At 60.2% G+C, this 15987-nt stretch carries 13 protein-coding genes; 11 read left to right on the top strand and 2 right to left on the bottom strand.

The window, feature by feature from the left end; genetic code table 11:
- Window positions 1-11: 11 nt before the first annotated feature.
- The 8 genes from AC5S26_RS13715 to AC5S26_RS13680 all read left to right on the top strand — a co-directional run bounded on the left by AC5S26_RS13715 (window position 12) and on the right by AC5S26_RS13680 (window position 11744).
- The gene (locus tag AC5S26_RS13715; RefSeq protein WP_494185474.1) at window positions 12-2108 is read left to right on the top strand and encodes a M1 aminopeptidase family protein; all 2097 of its coding nucleotides are present in this window, start codon (window positions 12-14) and stop codon (window positions 2106-2108) included.
- A 181-nt stretch (window positions 2109-2289) separates the two neighbouring features.
- Window positions 2290-3222 carry a rhamnogalacturonan acetylesterase gene (locus AC5S26_RS13710; protein ID WP_494185473.1) on the top strand — a complete coding sequence of 311 codons (933 nt, stop codon included), beginning with the start codon at window positions 2290-2292 and terminating at the stop codon, window positions 3220-3222.
- A 133-nt stretch (window positions 3223-3355) separates the two neighbouring features.
- Window positions 3356-5161 (top strand): tetratricopeptide repeat protein, encoded by a 1806-nt coding sequence (locus AC5S26_RS13705; protein WP_494185472.1) that lies wholly within the window; start codon window positions 3356-3358, stop codon window positions 5159-5161.
- Between the two features lie 62 nt (window positions 5162-5223).
- Window positions 5224-6069: a ribonuclease III gene (rnc, locus tag AC5S26_RS13700; protein WP_494185471.1), complete on the top strand. Its 846-nt coding sequence runs from the start codon at window positions 5224-5226 to the stop codon at window positions 6067-6069.
- Entirely contained in the window at window positions 6066-6947 is an 882-nt protein-coding gene (lepB, locus tag AC5S26_RS13695) for a signal peptidase I (RefSeq protein WP_494185470.1), read from the top strand. The genes rnc and lepB (AC5S26_RS13695) overlap by 4 nt, the downstream gene beginning before the upstream one ends.
- Window positions 6948-7109: 162 nt before the next feature.
- On the top strand, window positions 7110-8855 hold the full coding sequence (locus AC5S26_RS13690) for an oleate hydratase (protein WP_494185469.1): 1746 nt from the start codon (window positions 7110-7112) through the stop codon (window positions 8853-8855).
- Window positions 8856-9045: 190 nt separating this feature from the next.
- Complete coding sequence (lepB, locus tag AC5S26_RS13685) at window positions 9046-9840, top strand: signal peptidase I (protein ID WP_494186113.1); 795 nt, start codon at window positions 9046-9048, stop codon at window positions 9838-9840.
- Between the two features lie 20 nt (window positions 9841-9860).
- Window positions 9861-11744, top strand: coding sequence for an AsmA family protein (locus tag AC5S26_RS13680; RefSeq protein ID WP_494185468.1), 1884 nt, complete (start codon window positions 9861-9863; stop codon window positions 11742-11744).
- 147 nt (window positions 11745-11891) lie between these two features.
- Here the strand turns inward: AC5S26_RS13680 and AC5S26_RS13675 are convergent, their stop codons facing one another.
- Window positions 11892-13022, bottom strand: a complete 1131-nt coding sequence (locus tag AC5S26_RS13675; RefSeq protein ID WP_494185467.1) for an alpha/beta fold hydrolase — start codon at window positions 13020-13022, stop codon at window positions 11892-11894.
- The gene (locus AC5S26_RS13670) at window positions 13019-13381 is read right to left on the bottom strand and encodes a PadR family transcriptional regulator (protein WP_494185466.1); all 363 of its coding nucleotides are present in this window, start codon (window positions 13379-13381) and stop codon (window positions 13019-13021) included. Before AC5S26_RS13670 ends, AC5S26_RS13675 begins: the two co-directional genes overlap by 4 nt.
- A 675-nt stretch (window positions 13382-14056) precedes the next feature.
- Between AC5S26_RS13670 and AC5S26_RS13665 the strand changes: the two genes are divergently transcribed.
- From AC5S26_RS13665 to AC5S26_RS13655, 3 genes are all read left to right on the top strand, one after another.
- Window positions 14057-14581, top strand: coding sequence for a GIY-YIG nuclease family protein (locus AC5S26_RS13665; RefSeq protein WP_494185465.1), 525 nt, complete (start codon window positions 14057-14059; stop codon window positions 14579-14581).
- A 252-nt stretch (window positions 14582-14833) separates the two neighbouring features.
- A complete protein-coding gene (locus AC5S26_RS13660; protein WP_494185464.1) occupies window positions 14834-15181 on the top strand; it encodes a PadR family transcriptional regulator in 348 nt (115 codons plus the stop codon).
- A complete protein-coding gene (locus AC5S26_RS13655; RefSeq protein ID WP_494185463.1) occupies window positions 15171-15920 on the top strand; it encodes a hypothetical protein in 750 nt (249 codons plus the stop codon). The genes AC5S26_RS13660 and AC5S26_RS13655 overlap by 11 nt, the downstream gene beginning before the upstream one ends.
- The last annotated feature ends 67 nt before the right edge of the window (window positions 15921-15987 follow it).

Genomic DNA, 15987 nt, shown 5'->3' with positions numbered 1-15987 from the left:
AGGAACTCCGTTTGTCAAAGAAACTCACGCTCGTCACCCTCCTCTTCGCCTCCACACTCGCCTCCACCCAGCAGCCGGGTGCCCCCTCTTCGGCCCGGGACGACGCAAGTAGGCCCGAAACGAAGGTGGGTTCGCAGGATGCGCCCGCAGGCAATCCCTCCCCCCAGGGTCAGGTCCTCTTCCACCGCAACGAAGACGCCCAGAATCAATCCCATACCGGCAAGCTCGCCCGAACCCCTGAGAAGGCCGTCGCCTCCATCACCGACGCTCAGCGCTCCGCCATCGTCTTTACCGACTGGGACCTCGACCTCCATCTCGCCCCCGCGACCTCGCATCTCGATGCTCGAGCCCGCTTTACCGTCCGCAATACCTCTTCCTCCCCGGTCTCCCACCTCGCACTCCAGCTCTCCTCTACCCTCCATTGGGAGAGCCTTACCTCCTCTACTCCTCTTACTGTCACCGAACACACCCTTCCTACCGACGCCGACCACACCGGCCAGGCCACCGAAGCTCTAGTCCACCTCTCCCAGCCCATTCCTCCGGGCTCCAGCCTTACTCTCACCGGCTTCTACTCCGGCTCCATCGTCGCCTCCGGTGAACGCCTTACCCGTATCGGCGCTCCTCCGCAGCAGGCCGCCAACGCCGACTGGGACCAGATTTCGCCTGATATCACCGCCCTCCGCGGCTTCGGCAACGTCCTCTGGTATCCCGTCTCCTCCCCTGCCTTCTTCCTCGGGGACGGTGCCCGGCTCTTCCAGGCCATCGGCCTCTCACGCCTCCAGCAGGCCCCAGCGACCCTTCATCTCCGGCTCTCCATCGAATACGTCGGCGAGCCTCCCGTCGACGCCTTTCTCAATGGCCGCCGCCTGCCCCTCACGCACGTCACCGAGGAGCCCGACGCCCCTGTCGCCGAATCCCACGGCGTCGCTACCGTTGACTTTCCCTCCGCTCCCCTCGGCTTCCGCACTGCCAGTCTTTTCGTTACCTCCCAGGCCTCCCGTCCCTCCGACAACCAGCTCCTCCAGGTAACGACCACGCGCCCCGAAGCCATCGCTCCCTATACCGCCGCCTCCGAGAATGTCGCCCCCCTCCTCCGCGACTGGCTCGGCCCCGCCCCGCTCACCTCTCTAACCTTGATCGATCACCCCGGCCAGCCCTTCGAGGACGACGCCTTCCTCGCCGTCCCCCTCAGCACAACCGACGCCCGCCAAATCACCCCGGCGATGGTCCATTCGCTTGCCCATGCCTGGTTCCGCTCCTCGCTCCCATGGCTCAACGAAGGCGTTCCGCAGTTCATCTCGCTCCTCTATACCGAATCGACCGATGGCCGCGACAAGGCCCTCGACGAGCTCCGTCAGCTCACCAATCCCCTCACTCTCGTCGAGCCCGAAAAACCCGCGGAAGTGACCTCCACCGCACCGGGTTCGCAGCATCTCCCCCAGGGCGTCAGCTCCTCCAGCTCATCAAACCCTTCGACCGCCGAACCGGACCCCAACGCCCCGCCGGCTGCGCTGCCCTCCACCCTGCCCCCACCCCCAGGCCAGCCCGGCCAGAGCCTGATCGCCGCGCACGACGAGGTCTACTACCGCGCCAAAGCCGCCGCCGTCCTCTGGCTGCTGCGCTCCATCATCGGTGACGTCCCCCTCAAACGCGCGCTCCAGACCTACCGCGACGAGGTGCGCCATGCCGACCCCTCCACTCCCGAGGACCCCCACGCCTTCCAGCGAGTCCTCGAAGCCTCGTGTCACAAAAATCTCTCCGGCATCTTCGACGACTGGGTCTACAACGATCGCGGCCTCGCCGACCTTTCTATCGTCAATGTCACGCCTCGCGACCTCCCCGCCCGTAACGGCAAGGGAGTGAGCTGGCTGGTCGCCGTCGAGATCCACAACGCCGGCTACGTCACCGTGGATGTTCCCGTCACGGTCCGCTCCGGAAATCTCACCTCGACCGAAAAGGCGCATATCCCGCCCCGCTCCAGCATCTCCACCCGCATCCTCTTCGAAGGCGTCCCTCAGGAGGTCCAGGTCAACGACGGCACCATCCCTGAGACCACCGCCCCCTTCCACACCCGTGAACTTCACCTCGCAGCGGCCCCCACTCAATAAAGCCTCCACTGAAAGCACACCCGTCATTTTGACCGCAGCATAGCGGAGTCGAAAGCCTGCCCTGAGCGAAGTCGAATGGGAATCCCTGTATTTGTCTGTACAGTCACAAAATAGGGCCAGGAAACACGACAAATTTGCCCAACCGTCGCAAATATAAGATTCTCAGACGAAGCCATAGCCTATGAACCTCAGCCCCAGAACCAGACCTTCTCTTCCTACGTCGCTGCTGTCGCTGGCCGTTCTGGCATCAGTTGTTATCGCTTCACGGGCCCAAACACCCGCCCCTTCCTCATCTCAAATGCAAGGCACCGATCCCGCTGTTCAGGCGAAGCTCAATCTTCCCGAGCCGAAAAATCCCGCGCTTCCCACGCTCTATCTCGTCGGCGACTCCACCGTACGCAACGGGCACGGCGACGGAGCCAACGGTCAATGGGGCTGGGGCGAACCCCTCGTCGACTTTTTCGATCCGGCAAAGATCAACGTCGTCAACCGCGCGATCGGAGGCCGCAGCAGCCGCACCTACATCACCGAGGGTCATTGGCAAGAAGTCCTCGATCGACTCAAGCCCGGCGACTTCATCCTGATCCAGTTCGGCCACAACGACTCCGGCCCGCTCGACGACACCAGCCGCGCCCGCGGCAGCCTTCCCGGCATCGGCGAGGAGACCCGCGAGATCGAAAATCCGATCCTGAAACGCCACGAGACCGTCCATACCTACGGCTCGTATATGCGGCAATATGTCCAGCAGGCCCACGATAAAGGGGCCACAATCATCGTCTGCTCACTCATCCCGCGCAAGATCTGGAAAGATGGCCGGGTTGTCCGCAGCAGGGCAGACAACTACGGTGGCTGGGCTCACCAGATTGCCGAGCAGGAACATGTGCCCTTTATCGACCTCAACGAAATCATCGCCCGTCAGTACGACTCTCTGGGGGAGCAGGCTGTCGAACCACTCTTCGCCGATCCCCATACCCACACCAGCCTTGAAGGTGCTCGCATCAACGCAAAGGCAGTCATTACGGGACTTAAGCTGCTGCACCCCGATCCGCTGCAAAAATACCTTTCCCCTGCGGCGGAAGCTATCCCCGCCACCATGCCTGTCCTAAAGACATAAATCCTTTGCTCTTGATCCATCTTTTTGAAAAAGAAGGCTCTTTCCAACAGATCGTGGCCGCCCGCCATCAACTTGAATCTTGCGCTTGCCTCCACCGCTCCCCTAAACTCCACTGAAAGAGTCAAATATTAACGTGCTTTTTTCCTCCAAAACCGCGGCATCCTTCTTCCTTGCAACGACGCTTTTGAGCCCCGGACTCAAGGCCCAGACCCAGGGATCATCCAGCTCCTCCGGATCGCAATCCTCGTCCACGCTGGAAAACGAGCAGAAGCGCCCTCCCGCCCGCCCGCGCGTCACACAGCCCGAAGCTGGCGGAGCTGCCGTCACGCTTGAGACCAGTGAACCACTCTTCTATCTCGCCGCGGCCCTCAATACCTGCGGCTATGACGCCGACCTCGAGAACTCCGCTCCGGTCCGCAAGACGATTCGCAATGAGATCAACCAGGCACTCGCCTCCGCCACACCCGAGGCCCGTGACCACCGCGACGCTCTCTGCGCCTATATCCGCCAGCACACTCTCTCGGAGCCTGGCCTGAATCTCGCCCAGTACATCTCGCTCTCGCTCTATCTCAATCCTCCCCCTCAGCTCAACCCGTCGGTCGAAGAGCCGGACCTTCCTCCCGACTCCACCCAGGTCGTCAACGTTCTTCCGCTTCTCCGCACCTTCGCCGAGGACATCAACCTCAACGGCATCTGGATCACCCATCGTGCCGAATACGAGGCTCTGGTAGAAAAGGTCCACGATCCCCTGACCAAGGCCGTCCTCAATACAAATATCTATCTCCGGCTCCCTGTCTCCAGCTATGATGGACGCCGTTTTCTCGTCCTTCTTGAACCTATGCTCGCGCCTGCCACCACCAATGCGCGCATCTACGGCAGCGATTACATCGTCATCGCCTCGCCCTCCGGGGAACCGTTCGGCCAGGTTCACATGGACCAGATCCGCCACACCTATCTCCATTACGAGATCGAGCCCCTGGTCTACGCCCGCGCCAGCGCCATGGACCGCCTCCTCCCCCTGCTCAAGGCCGTACAGGACGCTCCTCTCGAGTTCACGTACAAGTCCGACATCTCCGCCTTCATCACCGAAAATCTCATCAAGGCCGTCGAAGCCCAGACCATGGACACCGGGACTCCCAAGCCGAAGCGTCCCAGTCAGGTCAAACAGCGCTCCGATATGACCAACTATGAGGCCGAGCTCACCGCCTGGGAGCGTGAGGCCGAAGCCGTCCGCCGCAAACAGGTCGATCTCGACGTGCGTCAGGGCTGGGTCCTGGCCAGATACTTCTACGACAAGCTGGGCCAGATGGAGAAGGACGGAGGCAGCCTCAAGGAAGACATTGCCGAGATGGTCTACGGCATGGACGTCGACCGCGAGCGTCACACCGCCGAAAAGGTCGCCTTCCTTCCCGAAGGCAGCCACGACTTCGTCAAACGCGCGCCCCGCCAGCTCAAAGGCCTCGATCTTGCCGAGATGAAGCTCATGAAGGGCGATACCGCCGGCGCCGGGATGATGGCCGACGAGGCTCTCAAAACCAATCCCAATGATCCCCAGGCCAACTATCTCGCCGGCCGCATCGAGCTGGTTCAGGGCGACCCGGAATCCGCTCTTGCCCACCTGAACAAGACCCTTACCCTCGCCAAGGACCCCCGCACCTTGGCCTGGACCCATATCTATCTTGGACGCCTGTACGACGTCGCCCTCGATCCCGAAAATCCCGGCCAGGAGCATCCCGAGCGCACCAAGGCCGTTGCCGAGTACAAAGCCGCCCTCGCCGTTCGCGACTCCCAGCCCGACACCAAAGCCGCAGCCGAGAAGGGCCTGAAGGAGCCTTTCCTTCTCCCCCGGCGGTCCGACAACAACGAAGACAACCAGCCCATCGACCCCACTGGCAAAGCAGAGAAGGACGCCTATCGACCGCCGCCTCCGCCCCGATGAGAAGCAACTCTCCTCTTCAGAGCGTCCAACAATTCGGTACTTTGAATTCCGAGCGAGGGAGCATGCCGACGCGCCGAAGAAAGTCCGCCCGAATCTTATCGAGCGAGACACCTGCCCAACCATGGGATCACCGCTTCAAACACCCGGAACTGCTGACACTGGCCCTGACCCACCGCTCGCTGGCCTACGAGACCAGCCCCGAGACCCTGCTCAACCCCGACACCGACAACGAGCAGCTTGAGTTCGTCGGCGATGCCGTTCTGGGGCTGGCCGTCGCCGAGAGCCTCTATCGCCGCTTCCCGCACTCCCGCGAGGGTGAACTCACCCGCCTGCGCGCCTCCCTTGTCAGCCGCCGCCATCTAGGAGCCGTCGCCCTGCGCATCGGCCTCGGAGCGATGCTCCGCCTGGGCCGGGGCGAGGAGCAGAGCGGTGGCCGCCAGAAGCCCGCCCTGCTCGCCAACGCTCTTGAAGCTGTTATCGCCGCGCTCTATCTCGATGGCGGTATGGAGGTCTCGCGCGCCTTCATCGAGCGTCACATCATCGAGCCCTCCCTCCCCGATCTCCAGGGAGCCCTCAGCGCCGGAGACACCTTCAGCGGGGCCATCGGCGACCATAAGTCCGCCCTCCAGGAATACCTGCAGGCCACCGGAGCAGGCCAGCCCCAATACGTCCTCACCGCGCAGAGCGGGCCGGACCACCAGAAGCTGTTCCGTGTTGAGGTCCGTATCTCCGACGGTCTCGGCGACTCCCGCGCCCTGGCCGAATCCGAGGGCACGACAAAGAAGCAGGCCCAGCAGGAGGCCGCGCGCATCGCCTTTGAACGCCTTCAGGCCGAACGAAACCTTGCCTCACTTGCGGCGGAACAACCCGTCCCAATCACGCGTGCCCGAGCTGGAGTCGCAAGATGAGCGGCCCCGCCCTCACCTCCGTTCCGACGCAGAAGAACGCCCGGAACGATGTGCAGGAGGGCAACAGACCTGGAGTTCCGCCTCCCGTTACTCCCTCCTCCACTCCGTCCGGCGGACCCCAGCCACGGCGTCGAGTCGTCTATGTCCACTCTCATCCCCCTGGATTCCTCGCCGCGATACAGTCGCTGATCGCCATCATCGTCGTCGCCATCTTCATCGTTACCTTTACCCTCCAGCCCTTCCGCATCCCCTCCGGCTCGATGGAGCCAACGCTCCTGATCGGTGACTTCCTCCTCGTCGACAAACAGATCACGGCGGACTCCGCCGATTCCCTGTTTCTGCCATCCCCGACGATCCATCGCGGCGACGTCGTGGTCTTCCACTTCCCCATCGACCCCGATACCCACCTGGTGAAGCGCGTCGTCGGAATCCCCGGGGACCACATCCGTCTGCGCGGGGGACACGTCTTCGTCAACGGCCTGCGGCTCGAAGAGCCCTACGCCGTCTATCGCCCCTCGGCTCCCGATAACTTCCGCGACAACTTCCCCCGGCTCCAGAACGCGGACCCCGCCATCGACTCCCGCTGGTGGATCCGCATGCGCAGGCTCATCGACGATGGCGACCTCATCATCCCCGCCGGGGATTACTTCGTCCTTGGCGACAATCGCAACGACAGCGAGGACAGCCGTTACTGGGGCTTCGTTCCCCGGGAAAACATCGTGGGACGTCCGCTGGTGATCTACTTCTCCCTGCGTCAGGGCGGCGGTTCCGGCTACTCGCTTCCACGCACAGCCGGAGTCGCACTCGGGCCGCCGGCCATCCAGCCGCCCCTGTATAACTTCGCCCGCTGGGACAGAATCTTCCGTATCGTCCGCTAGTGAGACAGCCGCCCCCAAAAAATGCGGACGGCTTCACTCAAATGCCTAGGCTTTTCGCATCCCACACATAAATGCCGCTTTCACTCGGATGAGGTATATCTGGACTGCGCGTAGCGCAGCTCTGATCGAGTGACTGCAATTTCCAGGCAACAGGAGGTTTTCGTGTACTACAGCAAGGGAAACTATGAGGCGTTTGCTCGTCCGCGGAAGCCTGCTGGCGTAGAGGAGAAGTCGGCGTACCTGGTTGGTGGAGGACTGGCTTCACTGGCGGCTGCGGCATTTCTGATCCGCGACGGCCAGATGAAGGGAGACCGCATCACGATTCTTGAAGCGTCGAAGATCGGCGGCGGCGCTCTGGACGGCGCGGGCAATGCCGAGACGGGATGGCTGATTCGCGGCGGCCGCGAGATGGAAGCGCACTTCGAGTGCCTGTGGGATCTCTACCGCTCGATTCCTTCGCTGGAGATGGAAGACGCGTCGGTGCTGGACGAGTTCTACTGGCTGAACAAAGACGACCCGAACTACTCGCTGCAGCGCGCCACGATTGATCAGGGCAAAGACGCGAAGACGGGCATGGACTTCGATCTGACCGGGAAAGCGCGGAGAGAGATCATCGAGCTGGTGCTCGCGCTGCCGGAGCAGCTGTATGAGAAGCGCATCAACGAGGTCTTCGGCGAAGACTTCTTCGCATCGAACTTCTGGCTGTACTGGCGCACAATGTTCGCCTTTGAGGAGTGGCACAGCGCCCTGGAAATGAAGCTGTATGTGCAGCGCTTCATCCACGCCATCCAGGGCCTGCCCGACTTCAGCGTGCTGAAGTTTACGAAGTACAACCAGTATGAGTCGCTGGTGCTTCCGCTGATTACATGGCTCCAGAAGCAGGGTGTGAAGGTGCAGTTCGACACGCAGGTAATGAATGTGGCCTTCGACATCACACCGGAGAAGAAGGTGGCCCGCCGCATCGACTGGATCCACGAGGGCATGGTCGGCGGCGTGGACCTCACCGAGAACGAGCTGGTGTTCGTCACCAACGGCTCGCTGGTGGAGAACTCCGAGTGGGGCGATCATCACACCCCCGCGAAGTTCGACCCAATCGTGCACGATGGAGGAAGCTGGCATCTGTGGCGCAACATCGCCGCACAGCACCCGTCGTTCGGCCGGCCGGACAAGTTCTGCATGCGGCCGGAGGAGTCCCAGTGGGCTTCCGCTTCCATCACGACGCTGGACGCGCGAATTCCTGCGTGTATCGAGAAGATCGCCAAACGGCCGACGCGCTCCGGCAAGGTGGTTACAGGCGGCATCGTAAGCGTGCGCGACTCGTCGTGGCTGCTGAGCTGGACGGTGAACCGTCAGCCGCACTTCAGGCAGCAGCCGCAGGACCAGACGGTCGTGTGGTTCTATGGGCTGTTTACCGACAGGCCAGGCGATTATGTGAAGAAATCGATGCGCGACTGCACCGGCGAGGAGATTACGAAAGAGTGGCTCTTTCACCTCGGCGTCCCGCTGAACGAGATCGACGAGCTGGCCGCAAGCGGTGCGATCACGCGGCCCTGCATGATGCCGTTCATTACCGCGTTTTTCCTGACGCGCAATGGCACAGACCGCCCGAAGGTGGTTCCGGACGGCGTAAAGAACTTCGCCTTCATCGGCCAATTCGCGGAGTCGACGCGCGACTGTATCTTTACGACGGAGTACTCCGTGCGCACCGCCATGGAAGCCGTGTATCAGCTACTGAACATCGAGCGTGGCGTTCCGGAAGTATTCGGCTCCGTCTACGATGTGCGCGAGCTGATCAAATCAACGGCGTTCCTCCGCGACCGCGAGAAGCTACCCATCCCCTCCTTCGCGAAAAAGTATGTCGAGAAGACCATGATCGGCAAGCTACTGGAAGAGTATGGGGTTATCTGATGGAGATGTCCCTTCAGAAGCGAATTTTTCCACGAATAAGCGCTGAAAGATCCCGCCGTCGTAATAGCTCGGAATTCTCCCATGCATCGGCGCCGATTCCCACCTCCCGCCCCCGGGGTTTTCCCGGAAATTTCGCGCCCATCGGGGATACACTGAAGAGACACGTGGAGAAAGCCCGTCGATGAAGACAATGGAATCCGTTGAGAAGGTAGAAGCCGCACCATCCGAAGCGGCGCAGCAGACCGAAACGCCGCTCGAATCCCTGGCCTCCATCGCCAGTGTGCTCGCCGTCGGCCTCTTTGTGATGACCTTCGTCTTCCAGAACTTCGAGATCCCGTCCGCTTCGATGGTCAAAACGCTTTTGATCGGCGACCACGTCCTCGTCGATCGCGTCTCGCTCGCGCCGCCTGCGAATTGGGCTCCCTTCGTCTACTACCGCGAAGTCCATCGCGGCGACATCATCGTCTTCCTCAAGCCCGGCGAACCTGACCTCTTCCTGGTTAAACGCGCCATCGGGATTCCCGGCGACCATATTCACCTTCGCAACGGGGTTGTCTACCTCAACGGCGTCGCCCAAAAAGAGCCCTACGCCGCCATGCCTGTCTCCGACGGCAACCCCCAGCACGAGTACAGCCCCTACCGCGACGACTTTCCCAGCATTCCGCCCGATCCCATGTACCAGGTCACGGCCTCATGGCAATACGAACTGCCCCAGAACATCCAGAACGGCGACCTCGTCGTGCCCCCTGGAAAGGTCTTTGCCATGGGCGACAACCGCCCCGACTCGCTCGACGGCCGCTACTGGGGCTTCGTTCCTCGCGAAAATATCGTTGGCCGCCCGATGTTCGTCTACTGGTCCTTCGAGACCCCCGCCGATCAGATCGATAAGCAGAGCATCGGACAGCGGCTCTCGTTCATGGGCCACATCCTCATCCACATCTTCGATCAAACACGCTGGAATCGTACCTTCCATCTCATTCGCTAAAGGGTTCCACACGCCCGTCCATGCGGCAGATTCATCCATCCCAATACGCCTCGTCCATCCACGACCACACCTCCCTTCCACCCGAACCTTTGGTTGAGCGCGATTCCCTGCCCTCGTGGGTCGAATCGGCACCCCACGGAGGCGAACCTTCGGGTGCCCCTGCGCCGTCCCCCTCATCCCACCTGCGCCGGTTCCGCTTCCTCTATCTCGGCATCCTCGCTCTTCTTTTGCTCGTCTTCCTTCCCCCTCTGATCAATCTCGGGCGCTACCAACGGCGCGTCGCTACCAGCATCGGAGACAGCCTCGGCCGCCCGGTTCACCTCGACCGCATCTCGCTCACGCTGCTTCCACTGCCCGGCTTCACTATCGAAAACCTGGTCGTCGGAGAAGATCCGGCCTTTGGCTCCGAGCCGATTATTCGCGCCAACTCGGTCCAGGCCACCCTGCGCTTCTCCTCTCTCTGGCGCCGCCATGTCGAGTTCTCAACCATCAGCTTCACCGAGCCCAGCGTCAATCTTGTTCACGCTGCCGATGGCCGATGGAACATTGAGGGCATCCTCCTTCAGGCATCCCACATCGAGACTGCTCCTACGGCGCAGCGCCACGCCGGCTCAGCGCCGCGTTTCCCCTATATCGAGGCGACCGGCGCCCGGCTCAACTTCAAGCAGGCACAGGAGAAGCTTCCCTTCTCGCTCGTCGATGCGGACTTCTCTCTCTGGCTTCCCGATCCCCATCAGTGGCACCTCCGGCTGCGCGCACATCCAACCCGCACCGACTCCAACGTCTCCGATGCCGGAACCATCGAGCTTGAATCCACCCTCGGCGCGGCTGCCTCCCTTAGCCAGGTATCCCTCAACCTTCAGGGCCAATGGCATGACGCCCCTCTCGGTGAGGCCACCCGCGTTCTCTTCGGCCGCGACGCCGGCTGGCGCGGGGAGATGAACCTGTCCACCAACATTCGCGGCACCATCGGCGAAAGCGCCGTCACCACCCGCCTTCACCTCGTCGATACCCGCCCCGCCGATTTTGTCCCTGAAAAGCCACTCTCCGCGGAAGTGGAGTGCTACGCCACCGCCTCCGGACTCTTCCATTCCCTCCAGGATCTTCGTTGCAGCTGGCCCCCTGCGGCCTCGTCTCACACCCAGACCATCGCACTCACCGGTTCCATCCCCAACGTTCATCACCTTCGCGATTCCTCGCTGCAGTTGGGGACCGCCGGAATCTCCGCCCCGACTCTTCTCTCGTGGCTTCGCGCCACCAGCCCTCATGTCTCTCCCGACCTCACGGCCACTGGGCTTCTCACCGGCAGCCTGACCTACGAGGGGTCCAACGCTGGCCGGACTGAATCTTCTTCGAACTCGAATGCGAACCATTGGCAGGGGCAATTCACTCTAAGCAATGCGACCCTGAATGCTCCCGGGGCGGCAGGCGAAAAAAGCACGTCTCTCATCAGCACTCCATCCATCAGCGGCGAATCGGCGGAGAACTCTCCGGTAACGCTGCTCTCCACGGATGTCCATCTTCACGCTGCCGGGAATGGAACCGTGTCTCGTCATCGCGTCTTGACTGCGTCAAGGTCACCTGCCCATGGCTTCCTTCTCGCCCCGACGCCGCTCTTCCTGGGGGGTCACGATCCCGCCACCCTTGAAGGCCATTTCGATGAAGCAGGCTATACCATCCATCTCACCGGAACCGCCACGGCGGAACGGCTGCAATCCCTCGCCCGCGCCCTTCCACCCTTGGGAGACGGCCTCCTGCAAGCTCTTCCCCCCGACCATCCCGCCACCACCCCCTTCCGTATCGACCTCACTGCCACTCGGGACTGGCATGGCCCTCAGACCTGGACCGAAACCGCAACCCATCCCAATCAGACCTCGACTGCTCTCCCTCCGCGCGTTCACTGAAGATCACCTGTTCCGAAGCAAAACGGTTGACACGTATCCGTGGCGTGTATCACGTCGGAGCATGATGAAGAAGAGCGGGGCGCGGGCTCCCTTGACTCCCGATCCGTAAACACAAGCCGACATGTCAGTACTGATCCCGAACATGTCTCATCGAGCTTTCGCTCGGACTTGGTGGACGACTTCCTGTATCGCATCTGCGACCGCGTCCGGCCTCTGCTGGTGCATGAAGTGTCCGGAATCAGGTATTGCTCTGAGCTGCCCATATCTCGATCTCTTCGCGAGATCTACCTGATGTTCGTGCCACTCAACATTCAGAGCATCCAATTGTTGCTGATTCAACATCGGAAAGGCTGAAGCCGGAGCCTTTTCTGTGCGCTCCAAGACAACGAGGGGTATGTCTGCGTGCCAGGCGAGTTTTTGATGGTCTGGAAGAAACCCGTTCTCCTGTAGAAACAAGGGATTATTCCAGTTGGGATCCAATTGATTTGAGATGGCTGCCATGCGCCATTCCTGTTCCTCGTGCGCTGAGTCCACGAAGACGAAGCCTGCGATCTCATGGGGATACGCCTGCTGGTAGCGTCGCAGGAGAATGCCACCGTCTGACGCCCCGGCGAGAATGTAAGGCTGCTTCAGGTGCGCAGCCTCAAAGAGGGCATGATCATCCGCGATGACCTTATCGATAGGGCGGCGCTCGGGATGGGCATCGTTCGGAAGGTGGTCGCTTCGTCCAGCGCCGAGGGCGTCGTAACTGCAGACCCGGATGGACGGATTTACCCTTTCCTGCACCTTCGCCCACGCACCAGCTGTGCCTAGCCCTCTGCCAGTAGCGAGGATAACGGTAGGAATTGCGTCCTGATCCCCGGAACATTCGAGGAACATATGCTCGCCTTTGGGAAGCTGCACTAGTCCCCCCTGATTCTCGTGCGGCGAGGGCGCTTGAGAGACGGATTGTTCCCGAGAGCAGGCGCGCACGATCGAACTTCCCCCTACCGTGCAAAAGCCAAGAGCAGTGCCAATAGTAAGGGCGCTCGCGACGATAGCAGCAGTAAGCACGAGCTGCGCTCGTTCCAGGCATCTGGGAGCGGAGAGCACTACAGCTTCGCGGAGCACCTCGCACCACACCCGTAGGATTTCACTGGTCCCTTGCTGCCGAGCGCGGTCGAGTTCATCCCGGAAGGCCAAACGCATTTCATCGCCGTAGTGAGCGATCAGATCATCGCTCTGAAGCATGAGGAGTCGGTCAAAGAAGAAGCAATGCAGTTGTTTTAAAGGATTCATTTCTGATCCCCAATCTTCAGAAGTTTTTTCCTCCGAGCGAGATTGAGTAGCGCCTGTTGACGTTGAAATTCAGCACCGAGGAGGCGCTTTCCCGTTGAGGTCAAAGCGTAGGTCCTGCGTCTGTCCTCGATTGTGCTCGAGGTTTCGGTGATGAGACCTTGTTCAGTGAGCTTTTTGATGGTTGTGTACAGCGTTGCAGGGCCGACCGAGAACGTTCCTTCAGAAAGTTCACGGATGTCCTGCATGATGCGGTAGCCGTGCTTCTCTTCTTCCGCCAAAGCGAAGAGCACAAAGAAGGACGCGGTGGGCAACGGAAGTTTCTCTAGCAGGTTTTCATCGAATAGGGCCGTGTTCGACATGGCTGAACCTCTATATCGGTTTATGATATATCCGATATGGATAGTGTCAGTCAAGAGCAGTGAAGCAACGAGGTAGCTTTATGGGCTGAGCGTATGCGGAGCGCCCTGGAGTGAAGGGTAAGGCATTGAGAGGCCGCGCTGTCGTGGAAAGTGGCGTGGCGGTATTCGTTTGTTTGATCAATTGGAGCATGGTCCCCGCGGTTCGATCAGTCCTGATAAACGCGCTGGTCGTCATCAATCATTCGCGACGAAAAGTCGACTGGCGTTTCCTAATCCGCGGCACCTTCTGGATGGTCGACTCCCCGGGAACAATCCGAAGAACTAACTTCAAATGAGTCCCAGTGGAAGCAGTTGGAGATTCGCGGGCTCCCTTGACTCCCGGTCAGTAAACACAAACCGACTTCCCGGTACTAATCTCGTTGAGGGGTGTCTCCGTTACCTACCCAGAGGATCATCGGATCCGATAGACACAAGACACGAATAAAGGAAGATGAGTACGGGAATCAAAAACTCCCAATGGAGACGCATCCTGATAGGACGACCTTTAGATACTAGATCAATCTGATCACCAATCGAGACGAAGGTTATATCCTAGCTCGGGGTGCCCCTTTAGGGCTTTCACACCCCGCCTCTACTGAAGTTCAAAGCTCACAGCGTAAGGGGAAAGGAATTTGCATGGCAGTAAAGAAAAGCATTTCAATGAAGAATGTCGCTGTTGAGGAAACTGATGAAGAGCAAGTTGAAGAGGACGATTTGGATGAAGGAAAGCAAATTACGCCGAAGCTCGTAGGGAAGTTTATTCGTATGTGGCCGCGAGCGATCTTTACTACGCCAGCCGAAGCGAATGGACAACCCGGGAAGACTCCATCAATCGCGAAAACCATCCGGGAGTTGGACAATCCGGGGGTTTATATCCTTTATAGAAATGATGAACCTTACTACGTCGGCCAAGCACAAAAGCTTCGTAGCCGTTTGAGAGCACATGCGAATAACGTCGGTTCGCTGCGGGGTTATTTTTGGAACTATTTCTCCGTTTTCTTGGTGAAAGATCCTAGTCACATAGACGAAGTTGAGGCTATCTTGATTGCAGCGATGCCTTCAGTCATCACAAATGGGGCAAAGCCAAAGCTCCCCAGAAAACCAATGGACGCCGCGACACGAAAGCTAATGCGCGACCGTTGGAAAAAGGGTGATTACTAGGTAATTCTGTCGGGTTTGTATGAATTCCTCTAAAGTCGGCTGTTCGGAAACCGGGCAGATTGGTCCTCATAAACGCCGTTGTCGTCGTCAATTATTCGCGACGAAAAGCCGACTGGTGTCTCCTAATCCGCGACACCTTCTGGATAGCCGACTCCCCGGGCCCGATCCAAAGAACTAAACGAGGGTGCCAGCCCACCTTCCCTCGTAATTCAGCATTGACAATATATCCGCAACGGATATATTGTCCGACGCATGACAAAGAAGGATACTCCACAGGCTCCATTGACTCCCGCAGTGCTGCACATCCTGCTGGCACTCTCGACCGGAGAGCGGCACGGGTACGGAATCATGAAGCAGGTGGAAGCAGACTCGCAGGGCAAGGTGAAAATGGGCCCGGGGACGCTCTATGGCTCGATGGGGCGGATGATGAAGGCCGGGCTGATCCGGGAAAGCGATAAGCGGGTCGATCCGGAGATGGACGACGAGCGTCGGATCTATTACAAGCTGACAGGCGAGGGGCGTGCGGCGCTGGAAGCAGAGCTGACGCGGTATCGCAGCGTCGTGGCGTTGGCGGAAGGACGGTTTGCCTATGGCCAGTGACGTCGCTGCCCAGCGTTACCGGGCGTTATATGCGATGCTGCTGCGGCTGTATCCGCGGCCTTTCCACGATCGGTATGGCGAGGGGATGGCCCAGGCGTTTCACGATCTGTGCCGGGAGCGCCGAAACGCCAATCGCGGATTGTTCGGGCTCGCATTGTGGGTCTTTTTCGAGACATCGGGAGGAATCATTAAGGAGAACACAGCTCATATGGCACAGATGAGTAAGACAGTGCTGCGCGTAGCGTTGGTGGCGCTTGGCCTCTTAATGGTGCCGTTGGTGGCATCGCGTGTGACGCCGGGATGGAACTGGCCCCCGCGCGCATTTGTATTGGTCTACGTCCTCTTCTTTGGGACAGGGATGGCGTATGCGCTGATCGCGAGGAAGATGGGCGTGTGGACCTACAAGGCAGGTGTTGGTGTGGCGCTCGTGACCGGATTCGCCCTGGGGTGGTCGACCATGGTCCAGACGGCGGACTCGGGACATCCGGAGCGCCTGTGGTTTCTCAGCGTGCTCATAGTGGGATTCATTGGGGCCTGTCTGGCACGGCTGAAGGCGCCAGGATTGGCCCGGACCTTGTTTGCGATGGCGGCGACGCTCGCGGTGATTGCCCTGCTGCTGCCATCCGGCGCTCCGCCCGACATGGCTCGCCGGATGGCCGTCGGGCATACTGGCCAGGCGGTGTTGTTCACTGCCGCAGGTCTACTGTTCCGGCGCGCGAGTCTCGCGGAATTGAAGTAGACCGTAGCCGATTCCATATCGGTGCGGTAAAGAATCCGTCTACTTTTACGTGTTGACCGCCACAAAA

Source organism: Edaphobacter sp. FHG110511_03, assembly GCF_059115365.1.
Note: the sequence above shows the minus strand (reverse complement) of the source record. Positions and strands in the feature narration are given on the sequence as shown.

Coding starts and splice junctions, on each gene's coding strand:
- AC5S26_RS13710 (WP_494185473.1), top strand. CDS start 2,290: ATGAACCTCAGCCCCAGAACCAGACCTTCTCTTCCTACGTCGCTGCTG.
- rnc (WP_494185471.1), top strand. CDS start 5,224: ATGCCGACGCGCCGAAGAAAGTCCGCCCGAATCTTATCGAGCGAGACA.
- lepB (WP_494185470.1), top strand. CDS start 6,066: ATGAGCGGCCCCGCCCTCACCTCCGTTCCGACGCAGAAGAACGCCCGG.
- lepB (WP_494186113.1), top strand. CDS start 9,046: ATGGAATCCGTTGAGAAGGTAGAAGCCGCACCATCCGAAGCGGCGCAG.
- AC5S26_RS13680 (WP_494185468.1), top strand. CDS start 9,861: ATGCGGCAGATTCATCCATCCCAATACGCCTCGTCCATCCACGACCAC.
- AC5S26_RS13675 (WP_494185467.1), bottom strand. CDS start 13,022: ATGAATCCTTTAAAACAACTGCATTGCTTCTTCTTTGACCGACTCCTC.
- AC5S26_RS13670 (WP_494185466.1), bottom strand. CDS start 13,381: ATGTCGAACACGGCCCTATTCGATGAAAACCTGCTAGAGAAACTTCCG.
- AC5S26_RS13665 (WP_494185465.1), top strand. CDS start 14,057: ATGGCAGTAAAGAAAAGCATTTCAATGAAGAATGTCGCTGTTGAGGAA.
- AC5S26_RS13660 (WP_494185464.1), top strand. CDS start 14,834: ATGACAAAGAAGGATACTCCACAGGCTCCATTGACTCCCGCAGTGCTG.
- AC5S26_RS13655 (WP_494185463.1), top strand. CDS start 15,171: ATGGCCAGTGACGTCGCTGCCCAGCGTTACCGGGCGTTATATGCGATG.